This is a genomic window from Streptomyces sp. TM32, assembly GCF_004122755.1.
GTDB lineage: Bacteria > Actinomycetota > Actinomycetes > Streptomycetales > Streptomycetaceae > Streptomyces > Streptomyces sioyaensis.
The window spans coordinates 23,725-42,037 of the sequence record NZ_SDIG01000001.1; the positions used below are offsets into that span (position 1 = coordinate 23,725).

An 18,313-nucleotide genomic window follows, 5' to 3' on the forward strand; every position below is an offset into this window, starting at 1 on the left:
TACGTTACTCGGTCCGCCAGTTGCGGCTATCGGACAGCGGACGGCGCCGCGGTGGCGGAGGTCACCTCACACCACCCACCTGGGCAGGGACCGGGCGTATATGCCCGCTGGGCATGCGCCCCCGCCGCCAACTGGCATGACGCCACACCCCCCGCGCGCCGCAGGCCGTTCCGTGCGCCCCTGTGCTTCGGAACCGTGGGTTAGGTCACGCTTACTTGGCGTTCCGCCCGGGCAGTCAGGACCGTAGGCTCCTTCGATGGCGCGTGCTTGACCGAGACCCCCCTACCGACCCTCCGAGGACGGATTCCGCCATGCCTCGTCCGACTGCCGCACAGCTCGCCTACGGTTCGGCCACCGTCTTTTTCTCCACCCTCGCGATGCTGCTGCTGTCGCAGACGCAGACCGGGATCGGGATCGCGGTCATCGCCATCGCCGGACTCGGGCTCGGGCTGCTGGTCGCCATGACGGTGCCGATGCCCGAGGTGCCGCGGGTGGTCCGCCGGCGTACCGAACGGGCCAAGTCGCCCGCCGCACCCGCCTCTTTGCGGGCCGTCCCGTCGCCGTCCGGGCGCATCCGGCGGGCGGGTTCCGCCTCCCGTGGCGGCTGGGCGAAGGTCACCGAACCGGCCGCGGCCGCCCGGGGCCGGCTCGGCGAGCACTCACGCTGACGGGGGCGGGGGCGGGGGCGAAGCCGCGGTCGGGGCCTGCTCCGTGGACACCACCACGGTCTTTGCCGCCTTGTCGTGCAGACACTGCTGATACGGCTTGTCCCAGGTGCACCACAAGACGTTGATCAGCCAGAAGACGAAGCCGCAGCAGGGCACGATCTCCGGCAGCGTGTAGACCGCGGCCCGGGTCCAGCCCGCCTGGGGCGTGGGGATCGAGCCGTTCGAGAGCATCGCCACCCGGATCTTCATCGCCATCTTGCCGAGGGTCTGCCCCCGGCTGCTGAGCATCAGCCCCTCGTAGATCAGATACGCCAGCATGGTGACGCCCGAGACCGTCCACTGCCCGCGGGCCTGATCGCTGTCGGTGCTGAAGTAGTTCACCCCGCCGACGATCACGGACATGATGATGCCCACCGGCACCCCGATGATGATCGCGTCGATGATGCGCGCGACGAGCCGGCGGCCGCGGTTGGCCAGCGGCGGCATCCCGGCCAGCGGATCGGCCGGCTGCCCGTACTGCCCGCCGTAGGGATCGCCGGCATACGGGCCGCCCGGGTAGGGACCACCGCCGTACGGGCCGCCTCCGGGGGGCGGCGTCCCGCCGGGAGGCGGAGTGCCACCGGGAGGCGGCGGGGGCTGCTGGCCGCCCGGGGGTGGTGCGGCGCCCTCGCCGCCGCCCGAACCGTTGGCGTGGTTGTTGCGCGGGGAGCCGTTCTCGCGGGAAGAGCTGTTGCGGGGAGCGCCGCCCGCCGGGGGCTCCTGGGGCTTCTTCAGGAACGGCTCGTCCTCCGGCGGCTCACCGGCGCCGGGCCCGGGCTGGTCGGTACTCATGGCCCGAGTCGACCGCTTGTCGCGGCCCGCCGCATCCGGCGAAGTCCGTTCGGGGGACCGGCTGCCCGCCGGACGGGAACGCCGCCGGCCGCCCCCGGACCGCGCCGGCGCCGGCCCTCACGCGAGGACCGGCCACCCGGACGGCGGGCAGCCGGTCCCGCGCGCATGCTCAGCCGGACGCGACGAACGTCCGCGCCAGCTTGTCGTGCCAGCACTGGCGCCACGGCCGGTCGAACAGACACCAGGCGGCGTTCAGCACGCCGATCGCGAGGACGCCGAGCACGCCGTAGACGAACCAGCGCTTGAGCGCGGCGCCGAGGGTCGGGGTGTCGTGGCTCTCGATGTCGAGGACCCGGACCCCGCACAGCTTCTTGCCCAGGGTGCGGCCCCACTTGAGGGTCGGCAGCGCCTCGTAGAGCGCACCGCCGAGCAGCAGCACGGCCAGGATCGTGGCGAAGACCGGGATGGTCGTGCCGTCGATGAGATAGACCGTCACCTGGCGGCCGGACTGCTTGGCGGCCTCGACCTTGGCGGCGAGGTGGTCCGTGACGGTGCCCCACATGGGCACGGCCACCGCGGCGGTGACCGCGCCCAGCACCACGGTGTCGATCAGCCGGGCCGCGAACCGGCGGCCGAGGCCCGCCGGGTGACCCTGCGCCGCCTGGAGGGCCTCGTAGAAGGGGTCGGCGGCGGCCGGCGGCTTCCAGGGGATGACACCGTCGGCGTCGGCACCCTGCGGTCCGGGCGCGGCCGACGCGGCACCGCCCTGCGCCGGGAAACCGGCCGCGGGCCCCTGCTGACCGGCCGGCTGCTGTGCCGGGGTCTGCGGGGCGGGCGCCTGCGGGGCCGAAGCCTGCGGGCGGGAGGCCTGCTGCTGCGGGGGCTGTTGCTGCGGTGCCGGGCGGCTCTGCTGCTGGGGTGCGCCGACGGAGGGGAGCGCCTGCGGGGACCCGGTACCGGGCGCCGCGGAAGCCGTACGGCCGGTGCCCGCGGCGCGGAACGTCATCGTCTCGTGGGCCTTGGCGGGCTCACCGGCGTCCGGCCGGACCGCGCGGATCGCGGTGGTCCCCTGGTCGCCGGAGCCCGTGCCGCGGCGGGCGGCCGGGTTCACCGCGCGGATGGCGACCGTCCCGTCGGACGGGGGCTTGGGGGCGGACGCCTCCGCCGCCTCCACACCGGCCGGTTCCGCGCGCTGCGGCGGCACCGCGCCCCACGCGGGGGCGCCCGACGGAGTGCCGGGAGGCGCCTGCTCCGGCGAGCCCCAGGAGACCCGGTGGTCGCCCTCGCCGGCGAACCCGGCCTGGCGCGAGGCGTCGGCCCCCCAGGCGGCGCCCGCTTCGGGGCCGGCGCCGTGCAGTCGGGCCGTGTCGTCCCAGTTCGCGGCGGGCGGGGCCGCGAGCTCGCCGGCGCGGCGGACGACCGGCAGCGCGGAGCCCCCGGCCGCGTCCTCCTCGTCGAAGAAGACCGGGCCGGTCTCCTCGACGGCAGGGGACGGCGGCGCCGCGCCGGGCGGCGGGGCGGGCATGGCCTCGCCGTCGGCCGGGGCCGGCCGGCTGGTGCCCGGCACCCATGCGGCACCGTTCCAGTACCGGATGTAGCCGGGGATGGACGGGTCCGGGTAGAAGCCTGGCGTGGGGCTACCGCCGGCGGATCCTGAGGTAGGGGCGCTCATGTCCGAAGTCCCGTATCTGTACTCGGCCTGTGGAATGTGGAGTGCAGTCTGCCGCAACGCGGCGTCCACATCTATCAGACCCCGGGTTGTGCGGTGCCCATGCCCGCCCACGACCACCTGGAAGAGGCGCGGGAAAAAAGTTGTACGAAGTCGCGTAATGGTCCGGCTCCCGGCGGCTCTCCTCCTCTGCGGGCCGCGTTTCGGCGTCCGCAGGGAACGAGGAAAGGCGGACGTCATGTACACCGTGGTGGAGCGAGAGCTGGAGTTGGTCCTGGTCCGATCCCCGGAGCGAAGCATTCCGGTGCCGGCCCGGCTGACGTACCGGACGGACGACCCCTACGCCGTCCATGTCACCTTCCACATCGGCTCGGACTCCCCGATCCGGTGGACCTTCGCCCGCGAACTGCTCGTCGAGGGCGTGTTCCGGCCGTGCGGTGACGGCGATGTACGGGCCTGGCCGACCCGGGTGGACGGGCGCAGCCTGGTCTGCCTGACGCTGGCCTCGCCGGACGGCGAGGCGCTGCTCCAGGCGCCGGCCGCGGCGGTCTCCGCGTGGCTGGAGCGCACCCTGCGAGTGGTCCCGCCGGGGTCCGAGCAGCAGCATCTCGCGCTCGACAAAGTGCTGAGCGAGCTGCTGACCCTGGCGCCGGGGGACGAACTGCGGCCGGGCGGCGGCGCGTCGGAGGAGTCCCCGGACCCCGGGGCGGCGTGACGGGTGAGGTACGGGGACTCGACCGGAGCGGGCCGCCCGGCGCCCGGCGGTCAGCCGCGGTACGCCTCCAGCAGCCGCAGCCAGACCTCGCTGATCGTCGGGTAGGAGGGCACCGCGTGCCACAGCCGCTCGACGGGGACCTCGCCGGCCACCGCGATCGTCGCGGAGTGCAGCAGCTCCGCGACGCCGTGGCCGACGAAGGTGGCGCCGAGCAGCACCTCGCGGTCCAGGTCGACGATGATCCGGGCCCGGCCGCGGTAGCCGTCCGCGTAGAGAGACGCCCCGGAGACGGCCGACAGGTCGTGGTCGACCACCCGGATGCGGTAGCCGGCCCGCTCCGCCTCGGCGGCGCTCAGCCCCACCGCGGCGGCTTCCGGATCGCTGAAGACGACCTGGGGGACGGCGCGGATGTCGGCGGTGGCGGCGTGCGCGCCCCAGGGGTCGGACTCCAGGATCGGCACGCCCCGGGCGCGGGCGGAGATCGCCGCGCCGGCGATCCTGGCCTGGTACTTGCCCTGATGGGTCAGCAGGGCACGGTGGTTGACGTCGCCGACGCCGTAGAGCCAGCCGCCGGTCACCCCCTGCACCCGGCAGCTGTCGTCGACGTCCAGCCAGGAGCCGGGCCGCAGACCGACCGTCTCCAGACCGATGTCCTCGGTGCGCGGGGCCCGGCCGGTGGCGATCAGGAGCTCGTCGGCGACGATCTCCTCGCCGGAGTCGAGCACGACGGTGACCGGCCCGCCGGGTGCCTCCCGGCGCACCTCCCGCACCTCGACGCCGGTGCGCAGGAAGGCGCCCGCCTCGGCCAGCGACTCGGCGACCAGATGGCCGGCGAACGGCTCCATCCGGGGCAGCAGCCCGTCACCGCGCACCAGCAGGGTCACCGACGCGCCCAGGGCCCGCCAGGCGGTGGCCATTTCGACGCCGACCACGCCGCCGCCGACCACCACCAGGCGGCCCGGCACGGTCTTCGCGCTGGTCGCGTCGCGGCTGGTCCAGGGCCGGGCCTCGGCGAGGCCGGGGATGGGGGGCAGCACCGCGCGGCTGCCGGTGCACACCGCGACCGCATGGCGGGCGGTGAGCACCCGGCCGCCGTCGACGACGACCCGGCGGGGCCCGGCCAGCCGGCCCTGGCCGCGTACGAGGTCGATACCGGCCGAGTCCAGCCAGCGGACCTGGCCGTCGTCCTTCCAGTACGAGACGACGGCGTCACGGTGGCCGAGGACGGCGGGGGCGTCCAGGGGGCCGTCGGCCGCGTCCTTGAAGCCGGGGGCCCGGCGCGCCTCGGAGCGGACGGTGACCGGACGCAGCAGGGCCTTGCTGGGCACACAGGCCCAGTAGGAGCATTCGCCGCCGACCAGTTCGCTCTCCACGATCACCGCGCTCAGGCCGGCGGCGTGCGCCCGGTCGGCGACGTTCTCGCCGGTCGGCCCCGCGCCCAGCACGATCACGTCATACGCCTCATCGGCGGCGTCGGTCGCTTCGGTGGCTGCCATCGGCTCTCGCTTCCTGCGTGGGCATGAGGTGGCCCGGTGGGGCCCGACGGTCCTTCTGGCCATCCTCTGCCCCACGGGCCGTCAGCGCATCCGGCGTTCGACCGCTTCCTTGGCCTCGGCGAGCCCGGAGCCGGTGAGCTCGCGGTGCACCTTGATCGCCTGGATCTTCTTGCCCTGGGTCAGCAGCTCGTCGATCTCGGCCATCCGGGGGTCCTCCGGCTCCGCGATCCCGGCGTGTGCGAGCAGCAGGTCCGCCTTCTTCTCCAGCCGCTGGAGCCGGCGCTCCAGAGTCTTGGAACGGCGGTCGGTGGCCGAGGCCACCATGCCGATGGCGAGCACGAGCAGGGCTATTCCGGGGAGCAACGAGTCCATGGCGGAAACTTTACGAGGCCGGGGCACGTGCCATGAACACGGCGAGCCGGGAACCGCGTGCGGGGGGCGGGTCCCGCGCGGGTCGACGACGTGCGTGACACCGCGCGGCAACTCCGCGCCGACCGGCCCCCGTTCGCGGGCCGGCCGTTCCTCGGCGCCGGACGCGCCGCCGTCGTCCCCGGCGCGCCCTTACCCGACGTGGACCGCGGTCCAGGCCTTCGCGACGGTCCGGTACTCGGTGCTCCCCTTGCCGTACAGCGCGGCCGCGGCCTTCAGGGTTCCGGCCCGGGCGCCCTTGTAGTCGGTGGTGGCGGTGAACTGGGTGGTCAGCGCCTTGTACCAGATGCGGGCGGCCTTGTCCCGGCCGATGCCGGTGACCTTCGAACCGTCGTAGGTGGGGCTGTGGTACGTGGTGCCGTTGACGACCTTTTTGCCGCTGCCTTCGGACAGGAGGTAGAAGAAGTGGTTGGCCACCCCGGCGGCCAGGTGGGGGTTGTCGAGGCGACCGATGCCGGGCCGGTAGAAGTCGGGGGACTTGCCGTCCTTGGACGGCAAGTCCATGTAGCGGAGCGGCTTGCCGTCGCCGTAGTAGTTGGCCTTCTCGCCGATGAGGTAGTCGGGGGTGTCCGCCGGGATATCGGCCTGGAACTCCACCATCGTGCCGAAGATGTCCGAGGTCGCCTCGTTGAGCCCGCCGCCTTCGCCGCTGGAGGCGAGCCGGGCGGTGGCCTGGTTGAGGGAGTGGGTGTATTCGTGCGCGACGACGTCCAGCGCGGTGACCGGGTTCTTGCCGTCCTTGCCGTCGCCGAAGAACGCGCCGTTGTCGTCCGAATAGGCGTCGGCCGTATTTCTGCCGTAGTGGACGGTCATGGCCGGGCCCTTGCCGTCACCGTGGGCACCGCTGCGGCCGAAGGTGTTCTTGAAGTAGTCCCAGGCCTGCTCGGCGGCGAAGTGCGCGTCGACCGCCGCGGACCCGCGGTTCTTCATGGTGCCGTCGCCCCACACGTTGTCCTTGTCGGTGAGGGGCTTTGCGTTGTCGTCGGCGAAGAAATCGTGGGTGGACAGGTTCCCTCGGGTGGGGTCGACCAGCTCGTAGGTCCCGTTGTGCTCCCGCGTGGTGAGGGTGACCGTGCCGACGCGTACGCCGTGGCCCACACCGGTCCGGGCCTTGGACGCCGCGGCGCTCGCGGCCTGCGCCGGGCCGCTCCCGTGGGGCGGGGCCTCGGCGCGGCCGGCGGCGGCCGCGACTCCTTGTACGGCTTGTACGGCGATCAGCGCCGCTGACACTCCCGCCACGGCCACCAGCGCCGGCTTCTTCCGCCTCATGCGTGCCTCTCTCCTCAGGGTGCTGTCCCGCTGCCTCGTACCTTCTGCTGCCTCGTACGCTTCTGAAGAGTGCGGAAGGGGCAGGGGCGTGCCGCGGCATCGCGACGCTGTTGCGGAATCGGCATATTTCGCGGGACCGTCGGCGGGTCCGCGGAACGTGGTGCGGCCGCCCGGGACCCGGTCACCGAACAGTGCGGCCCCGGGCACCGGCGGCAGGTCGGGCCGGAGGGGCCGGGCGGGTCAGAACAGCTTGCCGGGGTTGAGGATGCCGAGCGGGTCGAAGACCTGCTTGATGCCGCGCTGCAACTCCACGCCGACCGGCCCCAGTTCGCGGGCCAGCCACTCCTTCTTCAGGACGCCGACGCCGTGCTCCCCGGTGATGGTGCCGCCCAGTTGCAGGCCGAGCGCCATGATGTCGTCGAAGGACGCGCGGGCCCGGCGCGACTCGTCCGGGTCGGCGGCGTCGAAGCAGACGGTGGGGTGGGTGTTGCCGTCGCCGGCATGGGCGCAGACGCCGATGGTCAGGTCGTACTTCTCCGCGATGGCGGCGGTGCCGTCGAGCATCTCGGCGAGGCGGGAGCGCGGTACGCAGACGTCGTCGATCATGGTGGCGGAGGCGACCCGTTCCAGCGCGGTCAGGGTCAACCGGCGGGCCTGCAGCAGCAGTTCGGACTCGGCGGCGGTCTCGGCGGGCACGACCTGGGTGGCGCCCGCTGCGGTGCACAGCGCGCCGACGGCGGCGAGGTCGGCGGCCGGATCCGGGGTGTCGAAGGCGGCCAGCAGCAGCGCCTCGGTGCTGTCCGGGAGGCCCATCTGCGCCATGTCGTTGACCGCGCGGATGCTCGTACGGTCCATCAGTTCCAGCAGCGACGGGGCGTGGCCGCGGGCCATGATCTCGCAGACCGCCGCGCAGGCGGCCGCGGTGGAGGCGAACTCCGCGGCCAGCACGAGCTGCTCGGGCGGCTGCGGCTTGAGGGCGAGGACGGCGCGGACGACGATGCCCAGGCTCCCCTCGGAGCCGACGAACAGCCGGGTGAGGTCGTAGCCCGCCACTCCCTTGGCGGTGCGGCGGCCGGTCGTCAGCAGCCGCCCGTCGGCGAGGACGACGTCCAGGCCGAGGACGTACTCGGCGGTGACGCCGTATTTGACGCAGCACAGGCCGCCGGAGGCGGTGCCGATGTTGCCGCCGATCGAGCACTGTTCCCAACTGGAGGGATCGGGCGGGTAGCAGAGGCCGTGGGCGGCGACCGCGCGGGACAGCGCGGCGTTGACGACGCCGGGTTCGACGACCGCGATCCGGTCGACGGGGTTGATCTCAAGGATCCGGTCCATCTTGACCAGGGAGAGCACGAGGCAGCCGTCGGAGGCGTTGGCGGCGCCCGACAGTCCCGTACGCGACCCCTGCGGGACGACCGGGACCCGCAGCTCCGTGGCCGTCCGCATGACGTGCTGGACCTCTTCGACGGTGCGCGGCAGGACGACCACGGCGGGCGTCCCGGCCGCGCAGAAGCTCGCCATGTCCGTGGCGTAGGAGCCGGTGACGTCCGGGTCGGTGAGGATCGCTTCATCCGGGAGGCCGGCGCGCAGCCGTGCGATGAGGTCCATACCCTCAAGCCTCGCATTCGTGGGCCGTACACGGAAGCGCGTGTACGGCCCACGGCGTGCGTGCGGCGCATGCCGCGTCAGAGGTTGCCGCGGCGCTCCTGTTCGCGCTCGATCGCCTCGAAGAGGGCCTTGAAGTTGCCCTTGCCGAACCCCATGGAGCCGTGCCGCTCGATCATCTCGAAGAACACCGTCGGCCGGTCCTGGACCGGCTTGGTGAAGATCTGCAGCAGATAGCCGTCCTCGTCGCGGTCGACCAGGATCTTCAGTTCCCGCAGCGTCTCCACCGGCACCCGGGTCTCGCCGGCCCACTCGCCGAGGGTGTCGTAGTAGGAGTCGGGGGTGTCCAGGAATTCCACACCGGAAGCGCGCATCGCCCGGACGCTGGCGACGATGTCGTTGGTGGCCAGCGCGATGTGCTGGACGCCCGGGCCGCCGTAGAACTCCAGGTACTCGTCGATCTGCGACTTCTTCTTCGCGATCGCGGGCTCGTTGATCGGGAACTTGACCTTGAGCGTGCCGTCGGCGACGACCTTCGACATCAGCGCGCTGTACTCGGTGGCGATGTCGTCGCCCACGAACTCCTTCATGTTGGTGAAGCCCATGACCTCGTTGTAGAAGGCCACCCACTCGTTCATCTTGCCGAGTTCGACGTTGCCGACGCAGTGGTCGATGGCCTGGAAACGCCGCGGCCCGGTCTCCACCAGGGGCTCGGCGGCCACGAAGCCGGGCAGGTAGGGGCCGTGGTAGCCGGTGCGCTCGACGAGGGTGTGCCGGGTCGTGCCGTACGTGGCGATGGCCGCCAGGACGACGGTGCCGTGCTCGTCCTCGACCTCGTGGGGCTTCTCCAGGCCGGTGGCGCCGTGCGCGACGGCGTGCTCGTAGGCGGCGCGGGCGTCCGGGACCTCGATGGCGAGGTCGATGACGCCGTCGCCGTGCGCCGCGACGTGGTCGGCGAGGAAGCGGCCCCATTCGGTCGTGGGCTTGATGACGGAGGTGAACACGAACCGGGCGCCGCCGGATTCGAGCACATAACTCGCGGTCTCGCGGCTGCCGTTCTCCGGGCCGCGGTAGGCGACGCGCTTCATGCCGAAGGCGGTGGAGTAGTAGTGCGCGGCCTGCTTGGCGTTCCCGACGGCGAAGACGACCGCGTCCATCCCCTTGACCGGGAACGGGTCCGCCTGCCGGGCCGTGTCGGGGGTGACGGGCTGGGGGTGCATCGTGGTGTCTGCCATATCCGCAGAGTCCCTCCGATCCACAAGGTGCGCAATAGTTAGCGGATTCCCTGGGCATTATGCATAGCGAAGCGCTGGATCAGTCGGGCTATCTGTACATGATGACCATTGAAATCCAAGGAGCGGGCGATGGCGATCGATCATTTGGACGGGGAGCTGCTGGAGCTGCTCGCGCGCGAGCCGCGGATCGGGGTCCTGGAGGCCTCCCGGCGGCTGGGGGTGGCGCGCGGGACGGTGCAGGCCCGGCTCGACCGGCTTCAGTCGAATGGAGTGATCCGGGGCTTCGGACCGGAGGTGGACCCGGCGGCGATCGGCTATCCGGTGACCGCTTTCGCCACTCTTGAGATCAAACAGGGGCAAGGTAATGACGTACGCGCCCACTTGACGACCGTTCCCGAAGTGCTGGAGCTGCATACAACGACGGGACACGGGGACATGCTCTGCAGGCTCGTCGCTCGGTCGAACGCCGATCTACAGCGGGTGATCGACCGGGTTGTGGGCTTTGATGGGATCATGCGGGCCTCAACGGCAATCGTCATGGAAAATCCGGTTCCGTTGCGGATCATCCCGCTGGTGAAACAGGCATCGGGAGACTGAACCGAGGAGACCGAGTGAGCTTCTGGGAGTACGTCGGCACCCGGCACGCCCAGCTGCTGACGGATACGTATCAGCACGCCAGCGCGGTCTTCCAGTGCATGGTGCTCGCCACCCTGCTGGGGGTCTTCATCGGCGTCGCGACCTACCGCAGCGAATGGGCGGGCAACCTCGCCACCACGTCCACCGCCACCATCCTGACCATTCCGTCCCTGGCCCTGATCGGTCTGCTGATCCCGATCGTCGGCCTGGGCGTCCCGCCCACGGTGATCGCCCTGACCCTGTACGGACTGCTGCCGGTGGTCCGCAACTGCATCGTGGGGCTGCGCGGGGTGGACCCGGCGCTGGTCGACGCGGCCCGGGGCATCGGGATGTCGCGCAGCGCCCAGCTCTTCCGCGTCGAACTGCCGCTGGCCTGGCCGCCCATCCTCACCGGCATCCGGGTGGCCACCCAGATGCTGATGGGCATCGCCGCCATCGCCGCCTTCGCCTCCGGCCCCGGCCTGGGAAATGAGATCTTCCGCGGGATCGCCTCGCTGGGCAGCGCCAACTCCCTCAACCAGGTGCTCTCCGGAACCCTCGGGATCGCCATCCTCGCCCTGCTCTTCGACGCCGCGTACGTCCTGATCGGACGCCTGACCATCTCCAGGGGGATCCGTGCCTGAGACGCCCGAGACCACCACCACCTCCGGCGCGAGCATCCGGCTGGAGAATCTGACGAAGGTCTACCCGGGGAGCTCAGCCCCCGCGGTGGACAACGTCAACATGGAGATCAAGGCCGGCGAGACCGTGATCCTCGTGGGGCCCTCCGGCTGCGGCAAGTCCACCGCCCTGAAGATGATCAACCGGCTGATCGAGCCCACCGCCGGGCGGATCCGGATCGGCGACGAGGACGTCACCGACATGGATCCGGTCAAATTGCGCCGCACGATCGGCTACGCCATCCAGGCGTCCGGCCTCTTCCCGCACATGACGGTCGCCCAGAACATCGCGCTGGTCCCGAAGATGCTCGGCTGGTCCAAGACGAAGGTCAAGAACCGGGTCGAGGAGATGCTCGACCTGGTCGGCCTCGACCCGGGCGAGTTCCACGGGCGCTATCCGCGCCAGCTCTCCGGCGGTCAGCAGCAGCGCGTCGGAGTGGCCCGCGCGCTCGCCGCCGACCCGCCCGTCCTGCTGATGGACGAGCCGTTCGGTGCGGTCGACCCGATCACCCGCGACCACCTCCAGGACGAGCTGATCCGGCTCCAGCACGAGCTGCACAAGACCATCTGCTTCGTCACCCACGACTTCGACGAGGCCATCAAGATCGGCGACCGTATCGCGGTGCTCCGCGAGCGCTCGCACATCGCCCAGTTCGACACCCCCGAGGCCATCCTCACCAACCCGGCCGACGACTTCGTCTCCGGCTTCGTGGGCGCCGGAGCGGCACTCAAGCGGCTGAATCTGACCCGCGTACGGGACGTGGGCGTGGTCGACTTCCCCACCGCGAGCATGGACGACCCGCTGGAGTCCATCTTCGAGCGGCTGCGCTCCGGCCCCCACAACGATCTGCTGCTGCTGGACCACAACGGGCGCCCGTACAAATGGCTGCGCCGCGGCGATCTGTCCCTCGCCAAGGAGTCGCTGGCCCGGGCCGGCACCCTGGTGGCCGACACGGTGACCCGGGACGCGACGCTGCGCGACGCCCTGGAGGCGGTGCTCACCGACAACGCGGGCCGGGTCGCGGTCACCGGGCGGCGCGGTGAGTACACCGGCGTCGTCGACATGGTGACGCTGATGAACAACGTCCACGAACTGCTGGAGGCGGACCGCCTCGAAGCCATCGAGCAGCAGCACCGGCTCCGGGAACAGCGGGCCCGGCAGACCCAGCTGGCCCAGGAGGGCCTGGACGACGCGAGCGCCACCGAAGGCGGCCGGGCATGAGCCCCCACGACGGGAGCAGCCCCGGCGAAACCGGCCCCCGCCACCGGCACCCCAGCGACCACGAGGCGCTGGCCTTCCGCGACGGGGTCGAGATGGAGGAGCGGGAGCTGGCGGCCGGTGAGGAGCCCGCCCCGTCCGCGCCGCCCGGTGCGCGCCGGATCAGCTGGCAGAAGTGGACCTTCATGCCGGCCTTCCTGGTCGTCGCGCTGCTCCTCACCTGGCTGTGGTTCCGCGGCGCCCGGCTGGACTCGATCGCCCACCAGGCGGTGGACAACGGCAGGGTGTGGCTGGCGCTGCAGCAGCACATCCAACTCACCGCGATCTCCACCTTCTTCGTACTGATCATCGCGATCCCGCTGGGCATCGCGCTGACCCGGGGCAGGCTGAGCCGGGCCACCCCGGTCGCGATGGCCTTCGCCAACCTCGGGCAGGCGGTACCGGCGCTGGGTCTGCTGGTCCTGCTGGTCATCTGGCTGGGTATCGGGGCCCGCTCGGCGATCGTCGGCATGGTCATCTACGCCGTGCTGCCGGTCCTCGCCAACACCATCGCCGGGCTGCGCGGGATCGACCCGACGCTGACCGAGGCGGCCCGCGGCATCGGGATGTCCGCCGGCGGGGTGCTGACCAAGGTCGAACTCCCGCTGGCCGTCCCGCTGATCCTGGCCGGCGTCCGCACCGCGCTGGTCCTGAACGTCGGCACCGCGACGCTGGCCACCTTCGGCGGTGGCGGCGGCCTCGGCGACCTGATCTCGGCGGGCATCGTCACCCAGCGGATGCCGGTCCTGATCCTCGGATCCGTGCTGACCGTGGCGCTCGCCCTGCTGGTCGAATGGCTGGCCTCGCTCGCCGAACTGCTGCTGCGGCCGCGGGGTCTGGAGGTGGGGGAATGAGGACGCACCCTCGGCACCCGGCCCTGCGCCGCCCCGGACGGCACCCGGCCGTACGCGGCCCCGGACCGCGTCGGGCCCGCCCGGCCACCGCACTGCTCGCCCTCGTCACGGTCGCCGGCCTCGGCGGATGCGGCCTGGTCAGCGGCAGCGCGATGTCCGACACCGTGCTGCCCGGCCCGAAAGCCGGCTACCCGGACCGCCCGCTCACCGGCGCCCATCTGACCGTGACCTCCAAGGAGTTCACCGAGCAGATCATCCTGGGCCAGATGATGGGGCTGGTCTTCGAGGCGGCCGGTGCCCTGGTCATCGACAAGACCAGCATCCAGGGATCGATCGGTGCGCGGGAGGCCGTCAAGACCGGCACCGCGGACGCCGCGTACGAGTACACCGGCACCGGCTGGATCACCTACCTCGGCCACACCAAGCCGATCGTCAGCCCCCGGCAGCAGTGGAAGGCGGTCCGCGACGAGGACCGGAAGAACGGCATCGTCTGGCTGCCCGCGTCGACCCTGAACAACACCTACGCGCTGGCGCTGAACACCGCCAACCAGAAGAAGCTGGGCGTGCACTCCCTCTCGGAGGTCGCGGCGCTGTCCCACAAGAACCCCGCCGCCGTGACGATGTGCGTGGAGAACGAGTTCGCCACCCGCAACGACGGCCTGCCGGGCATGGCGCGCGCGTACGGCATGAACGTGCCGTCCGCCAACATCCGCAAGATGACCGGTGGCGTCGTCTACACCGAGACGCAGAAGGGCACCTGTGCGCTGGGCGAGGTGTTCACCACCGACGGCCGGATCAAGGCGATGAATCTGCACGTCCTCGCCGACGACAAGCACTTCTTCCCCAACTACAACGTCGCCCCCGAGATCAACGCCAAGGCCCTGAAGAAGTACCCGGCCATGGCCGAGGTCCTGGCGCCGGTCACCAAGGCCCTCAACAACACCGTCGCCCAGGAGCTGAACCGCAAGGTCGACGTGGACGGCGAGGACCCGCACGAGGTCGCGAAGAACTGGCTGATCCAGGAGGGGTTCATCAAGGCGGGGTGATCAGCCGGCGGGTACCGGGGGCCGGGGGCCGGAGCGCGGGCCCCCCGACGGCGTCCCGTCCGGGGCCCGGTCCCGTCCGCGGCTCAGCGGCCGCAGCTGGGGACCTTGCCCCCGGTCTGCAGCGCCTTCAGGGCCTGCACCGCACCGTCGAGCGTGGTGACCGGGATCAGCCGCATCCCCTTCGGCAGCTCCGCCTGTGCGTCCGTGCACTCCTTGCGCGGGACCAGGAAGACCGAGGCACCGTCGCGGTGCGCGGCCTGGGTCTTCAGCGGGACCCCGCCCACCGCGCCCACCGCGCCGCCGGCGGTGATGGTCCCGGTGCCGGCGATGGTGCGCCCGCCGGTGAGATCCTTGCCCGCGCCGTCGCCGTTCAGCTTGTCGACGATGCCGAGCGCGAACATCAGCCCGGCGCTCGGCCCGCCGACGTCCGCGAGGCTCAGCTTGACCTTGATGTCCTTGGCGGACTTGCCGACCGCCCCGAGCGCGGCGCTGGTGGCGGTGTTCTGGGACTCCCGCATCTGCTGCGCGTTGTGCTCGGCGATCTCCTCGGTGTTGTTGCCCACCGGGTAGACCGCCTCGCGCGGCATCACGGCCTGGTCCGTACGGAACCAGCCCTTGATCATGTCCGGCAGATGGACGGAGGCGTCCGGGCCGGTGGCCACGATCGAGGTCATCCGCAGCTGCCCGCTCGTCTTCCGGGTGGCGGCACCGGTGATGGTGATCACCGGCTTGCCCTTGTCGTCACCGAGGACATTGGCCGTCATGCCCGGATAGGCGATCGAGTACGGCAACGGCGCGAACGCCGCGGTGACGAGGAGGGCGAGAACGAGGGCGCTGCAGACCGCCAGGGCGCGGGCACGTGAAGACACCCCGCCACCCTAATTGACACCTGCCTCACCAGGACGTTAAGGCGCTGCGGGCTCACCACACAGCCACCGCGCCTTCACACCCCGCGGTCGGTCGCCGGACCGGCGTGCGCCGGGCCGCCTCAGCGCAGCGCCTCGGACACCTCGCGGGCCGCGTCGACCACCCGCGGTCCGATCCGTTCGGAGACCGTGTCGGCGAGCATCACCACGCCCACGCTCCCCTCGATGCCGCTCACCCCGAGCAGCGGTGCCGCGGCGCCGCTCGCCCCGGCCTCCAACTCCCCGTGTGTCAGGGCGAGACCGGCGTCGTGGGTACGGCCCTGCCGGGCCTTGAGGATCGCCCGCCCGGCGGCCCCCCGGTCCAGCGGATGACGGAAGCCGGCCCGGTAGGCCACGTGGTAGTCGGTCCAGGTCGGCTCCACCACGGCGACGGCCAGCGCCTCCGTACCGTCGACCAGGGTGAGATGCGCGGTGGCCCCCACGTCCTCGGCGAGCGCGCGCAGCGCGGGGAGTGCGGCCTCCCTGACCAGCGGATGCACCTGGCGGCCCAGGCGCAGCACGCCCAGCCCGACCCGGGCCCGGCCGCCGATGTCACGGCGTACCAGGGCGTGCTGCTCCAGCGTGGCCAGCAGGCGGTAGACCACGGTGCGGTTGACGCCGAGCTTGTTGGACAGCTCGGTGACGGTCAGCCCGTGGTCGGTGTCGGCGAGAAGTTTGAGGACACGGAGTCCTCTGTCGAGTGTCTGGGAGGTCTCTGCGGTCACGACGCCCCCTCCTAGGTGAGTGGCGGCGCTCCGACGCGACGCGCTGCGAGTCCCGGAACAGCGCGCGAGGGAGGCCGCCGGCCGCATGGCACCGGCTGCGCTCCGCGGCGGCGCTGCCACGGGGCGTGTAGGTGACCGGGACAGTAGCGATCCGGTCCGATGAGCGGAAGAGTCCGTCCAGAATCCGGTCTCCCCTGCCCGGAATATCCCGATAGGTCCGTCCAGACCGTGCCCTGTGGTGTTTCAGCGAGCGCTACGTGTGTTCCAGGGAGGGGTACGCGTGTTCACCGAGCGATACGCAAGCGATACACAGCGGCCACGGGGCGCAACGCCGGACCCTCGCTCCCGCGGAAAGGGAGGCGATGCCGTCGCGCCCCCGGAGACGACCGTGGGCCGGCGCCCCGCCACTGCGGAAAACCGGCCCACGGGCCACGGGTCGGAAGGGTCACGGGCCACGGCCCACGAGCCACGGCCCACCGACCACCGGCGGGCTCACCGCATCCGCGTGGCCCACTCCCGTACCTTCTTGATCCGCTCGTTCAGCTGCCCGGCGGTGGCCTCCGCGCTCGGCGGGCCGCCGCACACCCGCCGCAGCTCGGTGTGGATCACGCCGTGCGGCTTCCCGCTCTGGTGCACATACGCCCCGACCAGCGTGTTCAGCTGCTTCCGCAATTCCAGCAGTTCCTTGTGCGTGACCACCGGCCGCCGCTCGGCCGGCAGTTCCAGCAGGTCGGCCTCCTCATCGGGCCGCTTCTTGCTGTGCGCGATCTGCCGGGCCTGCCGCTTCTGCAGCAGCATCTGCACCTGGTCGGGCTCCAGCAGCCCCGGGATGCCGAGGTAGTCCTGCTCCTCCTCGCTGCCCGCGTGGGCCTGCATCCCGAACTCGGCACCGTCGTAGAGCACCCGGTCGAAGACCGCCTCCGACTCCAGCGCCTCGAACGAGAACTGCTCCTGCTCGCCGGTGTCCTCGTCCTGCTCCTTGTTCGCCTCGTCCATCTCCTTCTCGGACTCGGCGTACGGGTCTTCCTCCCCGTCCTTCTTCGGCTTGTCGAGGACGTGGTCGCGCTCGACCTCCATCTCGTTGGCGAAGCCGAGCAGCATCGGGACGGTGGGGAGGAAGACCGAGGCGGTCTCGCCGCGCTTACGGGAGCGGACGAACCGGCCGACGGCCTGCGCGAAGAACAGCGGGGTCGAGATGGTGGTGGCGTACACCCCGACGGCCAGCCGCGGCACGTCGACGCCCTCGGACACCATCCGGACCGCGACCATCCAGCGGTCCTGGGAGTGCGAGAAGTCGTCGATCCGCTGCGAGGCACCGGAGTCGTCGGACAGCACGAGGGTGGCGCCCTCGCCGGTGATCTCCCGGATCAGCTTGGCGTACGCCCGCGCCTGCTCCTGGTCGGAGGCGATCACCAGCGCCCCGGCGTCCGGGATCGACTTGCGCACCTCGCTCAGCCGCTGGTCGGCGGCGCGCAGCACATTCGGCATCCACTCGCCGCGCGGATCGAGCGCCGTGCGCCAGGCCTGCGACACCGCGTCCTTGGTCATCGGCTCGCCGAGCCGGGCCGCGATCTCGTCGCCCGCCTTCGTCCGCCAGCGCATATTGCCGCTGTAGGAGAGGAAGATGACCGGCCGGACGACGCCGTCGCCCAGCGCGTTGCCGTAGCCGTAGGTGTAGTCGGCCGAGGAACGCCGGATGCCGTCGTTCCCCTCCTCGTACGTCACGAACGGAATCGGGTTGGTGTCGGACCGGAAGGGGGTACCGGTCAGCGCCAGCCTCCGGGTGGCCGGCTCGAACGCCTCCAGGCACGCCTCGCCCCACGACTTCGAGTCACCGGCGTGGTGGATCTCGTCGAGGATCACCAGCGTCTTGCGCTGCTCGATGCGGTTGCGGTGCAGCATCGGCCGTACGCCCACACCGGCATAGGTGACCGCGACGCCGTGGTACTCGCGGCCCAGCGGCCCCGCGCTGTACTCGGGGTCGAGCTTGATGCCGATCCGGGCCGCCGCCTCCGCCCACTGCTTCTTCAGATGCTCGGTCGGCGCGACGACCGTCACCTGCTGCACGACGTGATGGTGCAGCAGCCACGACGCGAGCGTGAGCGCGAACGTCGTCTTGCCGGCTCCCGGCGTCGCGACGGCGAGGAAGTCTCTCGGCTGCGTCTGGATGTAGCGGTCCATGGCCGCCTGCTGCCAGGCGCGCAGCTTGTTCGCGGTACCCCAAGGGGCCCGTCCCGGAAAGGCCGGGGACAGGTGATGGTTATTGGTGGCGCTGGTGGTGGTAGTCACGGTCTCCGTCGGCTGAGGTCGGCGATC

General features: G+C 71.7%; 17 protein-coding genes. 7 read left to right on the forward strand and 10 right to left on the reverse strand.

The annotated features are described in order from the left end of the window. The first annotated feature begins 311 nt into the window (after window positions 1-311). On the forward strand, window positions 312-668 hold the full coding sequence (locus tag EST92_RS00135) for a hypothetical protein (protein ID WP_129278941.1): 357 nt from the start codon (window positions 312-314) through the stop codon (window positions 666-668). On the opposite strand, the gene EST92_RS31470 is transcribed toward EST92_RS00135, so the two are convergent. Then, window positions 660-1,499, reverse strand: a complete 840-nt coding sequence (locus tag EST92_RS31470; RefSeq protein WP_174243881.1) for an RDD family protein — start codon at window positions 1,497-1,499, stop codon at window positions 660-662. The genes EST92_RS00135 and EST92_RS31470 overlap by 9 nt on opposite strands. Before the next feature lie 169 nt (window positions 1,500-1,668). Beyond that, window positions 1,669-3,171: an RDD family protein gene (locus EST92_RS00145; RefSeq protein WP_129278942.1), complete on the reverse strand. Its 1,503-nt coding sequence runs from the start codon at window positions 3,169-3,171 to the stop codon at window positions 1,669-1,671. A 235-nt stretch (window positions 3,172-3,406) separates the two neighbouring features. Between EST92_RS00145 and EST92_RS00150 the strand changes: the two genes are divergently transcribed. Next, window positions 3,407-3,883, forward strand: coding sequence for an SsgA family sporulation/cell division regulator (locus EST92_RS00150; RefSeq protein ID WP_129278943.1), 477 nt, complete (start codon window positions 3,407-3,409; stop codon window positions 3,881-3,883). Window positions 3,884-3,933: 50 nt separating this feature from the next. On the opposite strand, the gene EST92_RS00155 is transcribed toward EST92_RS00150, so the two are convergent. The 5 genes from EST92_RS00155 to hppD form a co-directional block, all read right to left on the reverse strand. Further along, window positions 3,934-5,379, reverse strand: coding sequence for an NAD(P)/FAD-dependent oxidoreductase (locus EST92_RS00155; RefSeq protein ID WP_129278944.1), 1,446 nt, complete (start codon window positions 5,377-5,379; stop codon window positions 3,934-3,936). 81 nt (window positions 5,380-5,460) lie between these two features. Continuing rightward, on the reverse strand, window positions 5,461-5,751 hold the full coding sequence (locus EST92_RS00160) for a ribosomal protein L7/L12 (protein WP_129278945.1): 291 nt from the start codon (window positions 5,749-5,751) through the stop codon (window positions 5,461-5,463). Window positions 5,752-5,940: 189 nt separating this feature from the next. Then, complete coding sequence (locus tag EST92_RS00165; RefSeq protein ID WP_129278946.1) at window positions 5,941-7,077, reverse strand: M4 family metallopeptidase; 1,137 nt, start codon at window positions 7,075-7,077, stop codon at window positions 5,941-5,943. A 240-nt stretch (window positions 7,078-7,317) separates the two neighbouring features. Further along, window positions 7,318-8,682 (reverse strand): FAD-linked oxidase C-terminal domain-containing protein, encoded by a 1,365-nt coding sequence (locus tag EST92_RS00170; RefSeq protein ID WP_129278947.1) that lies wholly within the window; start codon window positions 8,680-8,682, stop codon window positions 7,318-7,320. A 77-nt stretch (window positions 8,683-8,759) separates the two neighbouring features. Continuing rightward, window positions 8,760-9,914, reverse strand: a complete 1,155-nt coding sequence (hppD, locus tag EST92_RS00175; RefSeq protein WP_129278948.1) for a 4-hydroxyphenylpyruvate dioxygenase — start codon at window positions 9,912-9,914, stop codon at window positions 8,760-8,762. A 129-nt stretch (window positions 9,915-10,043) separates the two neighbouring features. On the opposite strand from hppD, the gene EST92_RS00180 reads away from it, so the two are divergent. From EST92_RS00180 to EST92_RS00200, 5 genes are all read left to right on the forward strand, one after another. Continuing rightward, window positions 10,044-10,511: an Lrp/AsnC family transcriptional regulator gene (locus EST92_RS00180; protein ID WP_129278949.1), complete on the forward strand. Its 468-nt coding sequence runs from the start codon at window positions 10,044-10,046 to the stop codon at window positions 10,509-10,511. Between the two features lie 14 nt (window positions 10,512-10,525). Beyond that, window positions 10,526-11,173, forward strand: a complete 648-nt coding sequence (locus tag EST92_RS00185) for an ABC transporter permease (protein ID WP_129278950.1) — start codon at window positions 10,526-10,528, stop codon at window positions 11,171-11,173. Beyond that, a complete protein-coding gene (locus EST92_RS00190) occupies window positions 11,166-12,431 on the forward strand; it encodes a betaine/proline/choline family ABC transporter ATP-binding protein (protein WP_129278951.1) in 1,266 nt (421 codons plus the stop codon). The genes EST92_RS00185 and EST92_RS00190 overlap by 8 nt, the downstream gene beginning before the upstream one ends. Before the next feature lie 92 nt (window positions 12,432-12,523). Continuing rightward, on the forward strand, window positions 12,524-13,321 hold the full coding sequence (locus EST92_RS00195) for an ABC transporter permease (protein WP_254068366.1): 798 nt from the start codon (window positions 12,524-12,526) through the stop codon (window positions 13,319-13,321). Next, window positions 13,318-14,367 carry a glycine betaine ABC transporter substrate-binding protein gene (locus EST92_RS00200; protein WP_254068360.1) on the forward strand — a complete coding sequence of 350 codons (1,050 nt, stop codon included), beginning with the start codon at window positions 13,318-13,320 and terminating at the stop codon, window positions 14,365-14,367. The genes EST92_RS00195 and EST92_RS00200 overlap by 4 nt, the downstream gene beginning before the upstream one ends. A gap of 83 nt (window positions 14,368-14,450) precedes the next feature. Here EST92_RS00200 and EST92_RS00205 read toward each other — a convergent pair whose 3' ends face one another. From EST92_RS00205 to EST92_RS00215, 3 genes are all read right to left on the reverse strand, one after another. Then, on the reverse strand, window positions 14,451-15,236 hold the full coding sequence (locus tag EST92_RS00205) for a S16 family serine protease (RefSeq protein ID WP_129278953.1): 786 nt from the start codon (window positions 15,234-15,236) through the stop codon (window positions 14,451-14,453). A 119-nt stretch (window positions 15,237-15,355) separates the two neighbouring features. Next, window positions 15,356-15,997, reverse strand: coding sequence for a helix-turn-helix domain-containing protein (locus EST92_RS00210; protein ID WP_006605329.1), 642 nt, complete (start codon window positions 15,995-15,997; stop codon window positions 15,356-15,358). A gap of 492 nt (window positions 15,998-16,489) precedes the next feature. Next, entirely contained in the window at window positions 16,490-18,286 is a 1,797-nt protein-coding gene (locus EST92_RS00215; protein WP_129245686.1) for a DEAD/DEAH box helicase, read from the reverse strand. Window positions 18,287-18,313 lie beyond the last annotated feature (27 nt).

What these genes read in the sequence shown, in the direction of transcription:
- EST92_RS00170 (WP_129278947.1), bottom strand. Translation starts at nt 8,682, where the DNA reads ATGGACCTCATCGCACGGCTGCGCGCCGGCCTCCCGGATGAAGCGATC.
- EST92_RS00145 (WP_129278942.1), bottom strand. Translation starts at nt 3,171, where the DNA reads ATGAGCGCCCCTACCTCAGGATCCGCCGGCGGTAGCCCCACGCCAGGC.
- EST92_RS00195 (WP_254068366.1), top strand. Translation starts at nt 12,524, where the DNA reads ATGGAGGAGCGGGAGCTGGCGGCCGGTGAGGAGCCCGCCCCGTCCGCG.
- hppD (WP_129278948.1), bottom strand. Translation starts at nt 9,914, where the DNA reads ATGGCAGACACCACGATGCACCCCCAGCCCGTCACCCCCGACACGGCC.
- EST92_RS00155 (WP_129278944.1), bottom strand. Translation starts at nt 5,379, where the DNA reads ATGGCAGCCACCGAAGCGACCGACGCCGCCGATGAGGCGTATGACGTG.
- EST92_RS00180 (WP_129278949.1), top strand. Translation starts at nt 10,044, where the DNA reads ATGGCGATCGATCATTTGGACGGGGAGCTGCTGGAGCTGCTCGCGCGC.
- EST92_RS00150 (WP_129278943.1), top strand. Translation starts at nt 3,407, where the DNA reads ATGTACACCGTGGTGGAGCGAGAGCTGGAGTTGGTCCTGGTCCGATCC.
- EST92_RS00200 (WP_254068360.1), top strand. Translation starts at nt 13,318, where the DNA reads ATGAGGACGCACCCTCGGCACCCGGCCCTGCGCCGCCCCGGACGGCAC.
- EST92_RS31470 (WP_174243881.1), bottom strand. Translation starts at nt 1,499, where the DNA reads ATGAGTACCGACCAGCCCGGGCCCGGCGCCGGTGAGCCGCCGGAGGAC.
- EST92_RS00160 (WP_129278945.1), bottom strand. Translation starts at nt 5,751, where the DNA reads ATGGACTCGTTGCTCCCCGGAATAGCCCTGCTCGTGCTCGCCATCGGC.
- EST92_RS00135 (WP_129278941.1), top strand. Translation starts at nt 312, where the DNA reads ATGCCTCGTCCGACTGCCGCACAGCTCGCCTACGGTTCGGCCACCGTC.
- EST92_RS00165 (WP_129278946.1), bottom strand. Translation starts at nt 7,077, where the DNA reads ATGAGGCGGAAGAAGCCGGCGCTGGTGGCCGTGGCGGGAGTGTCAGCG.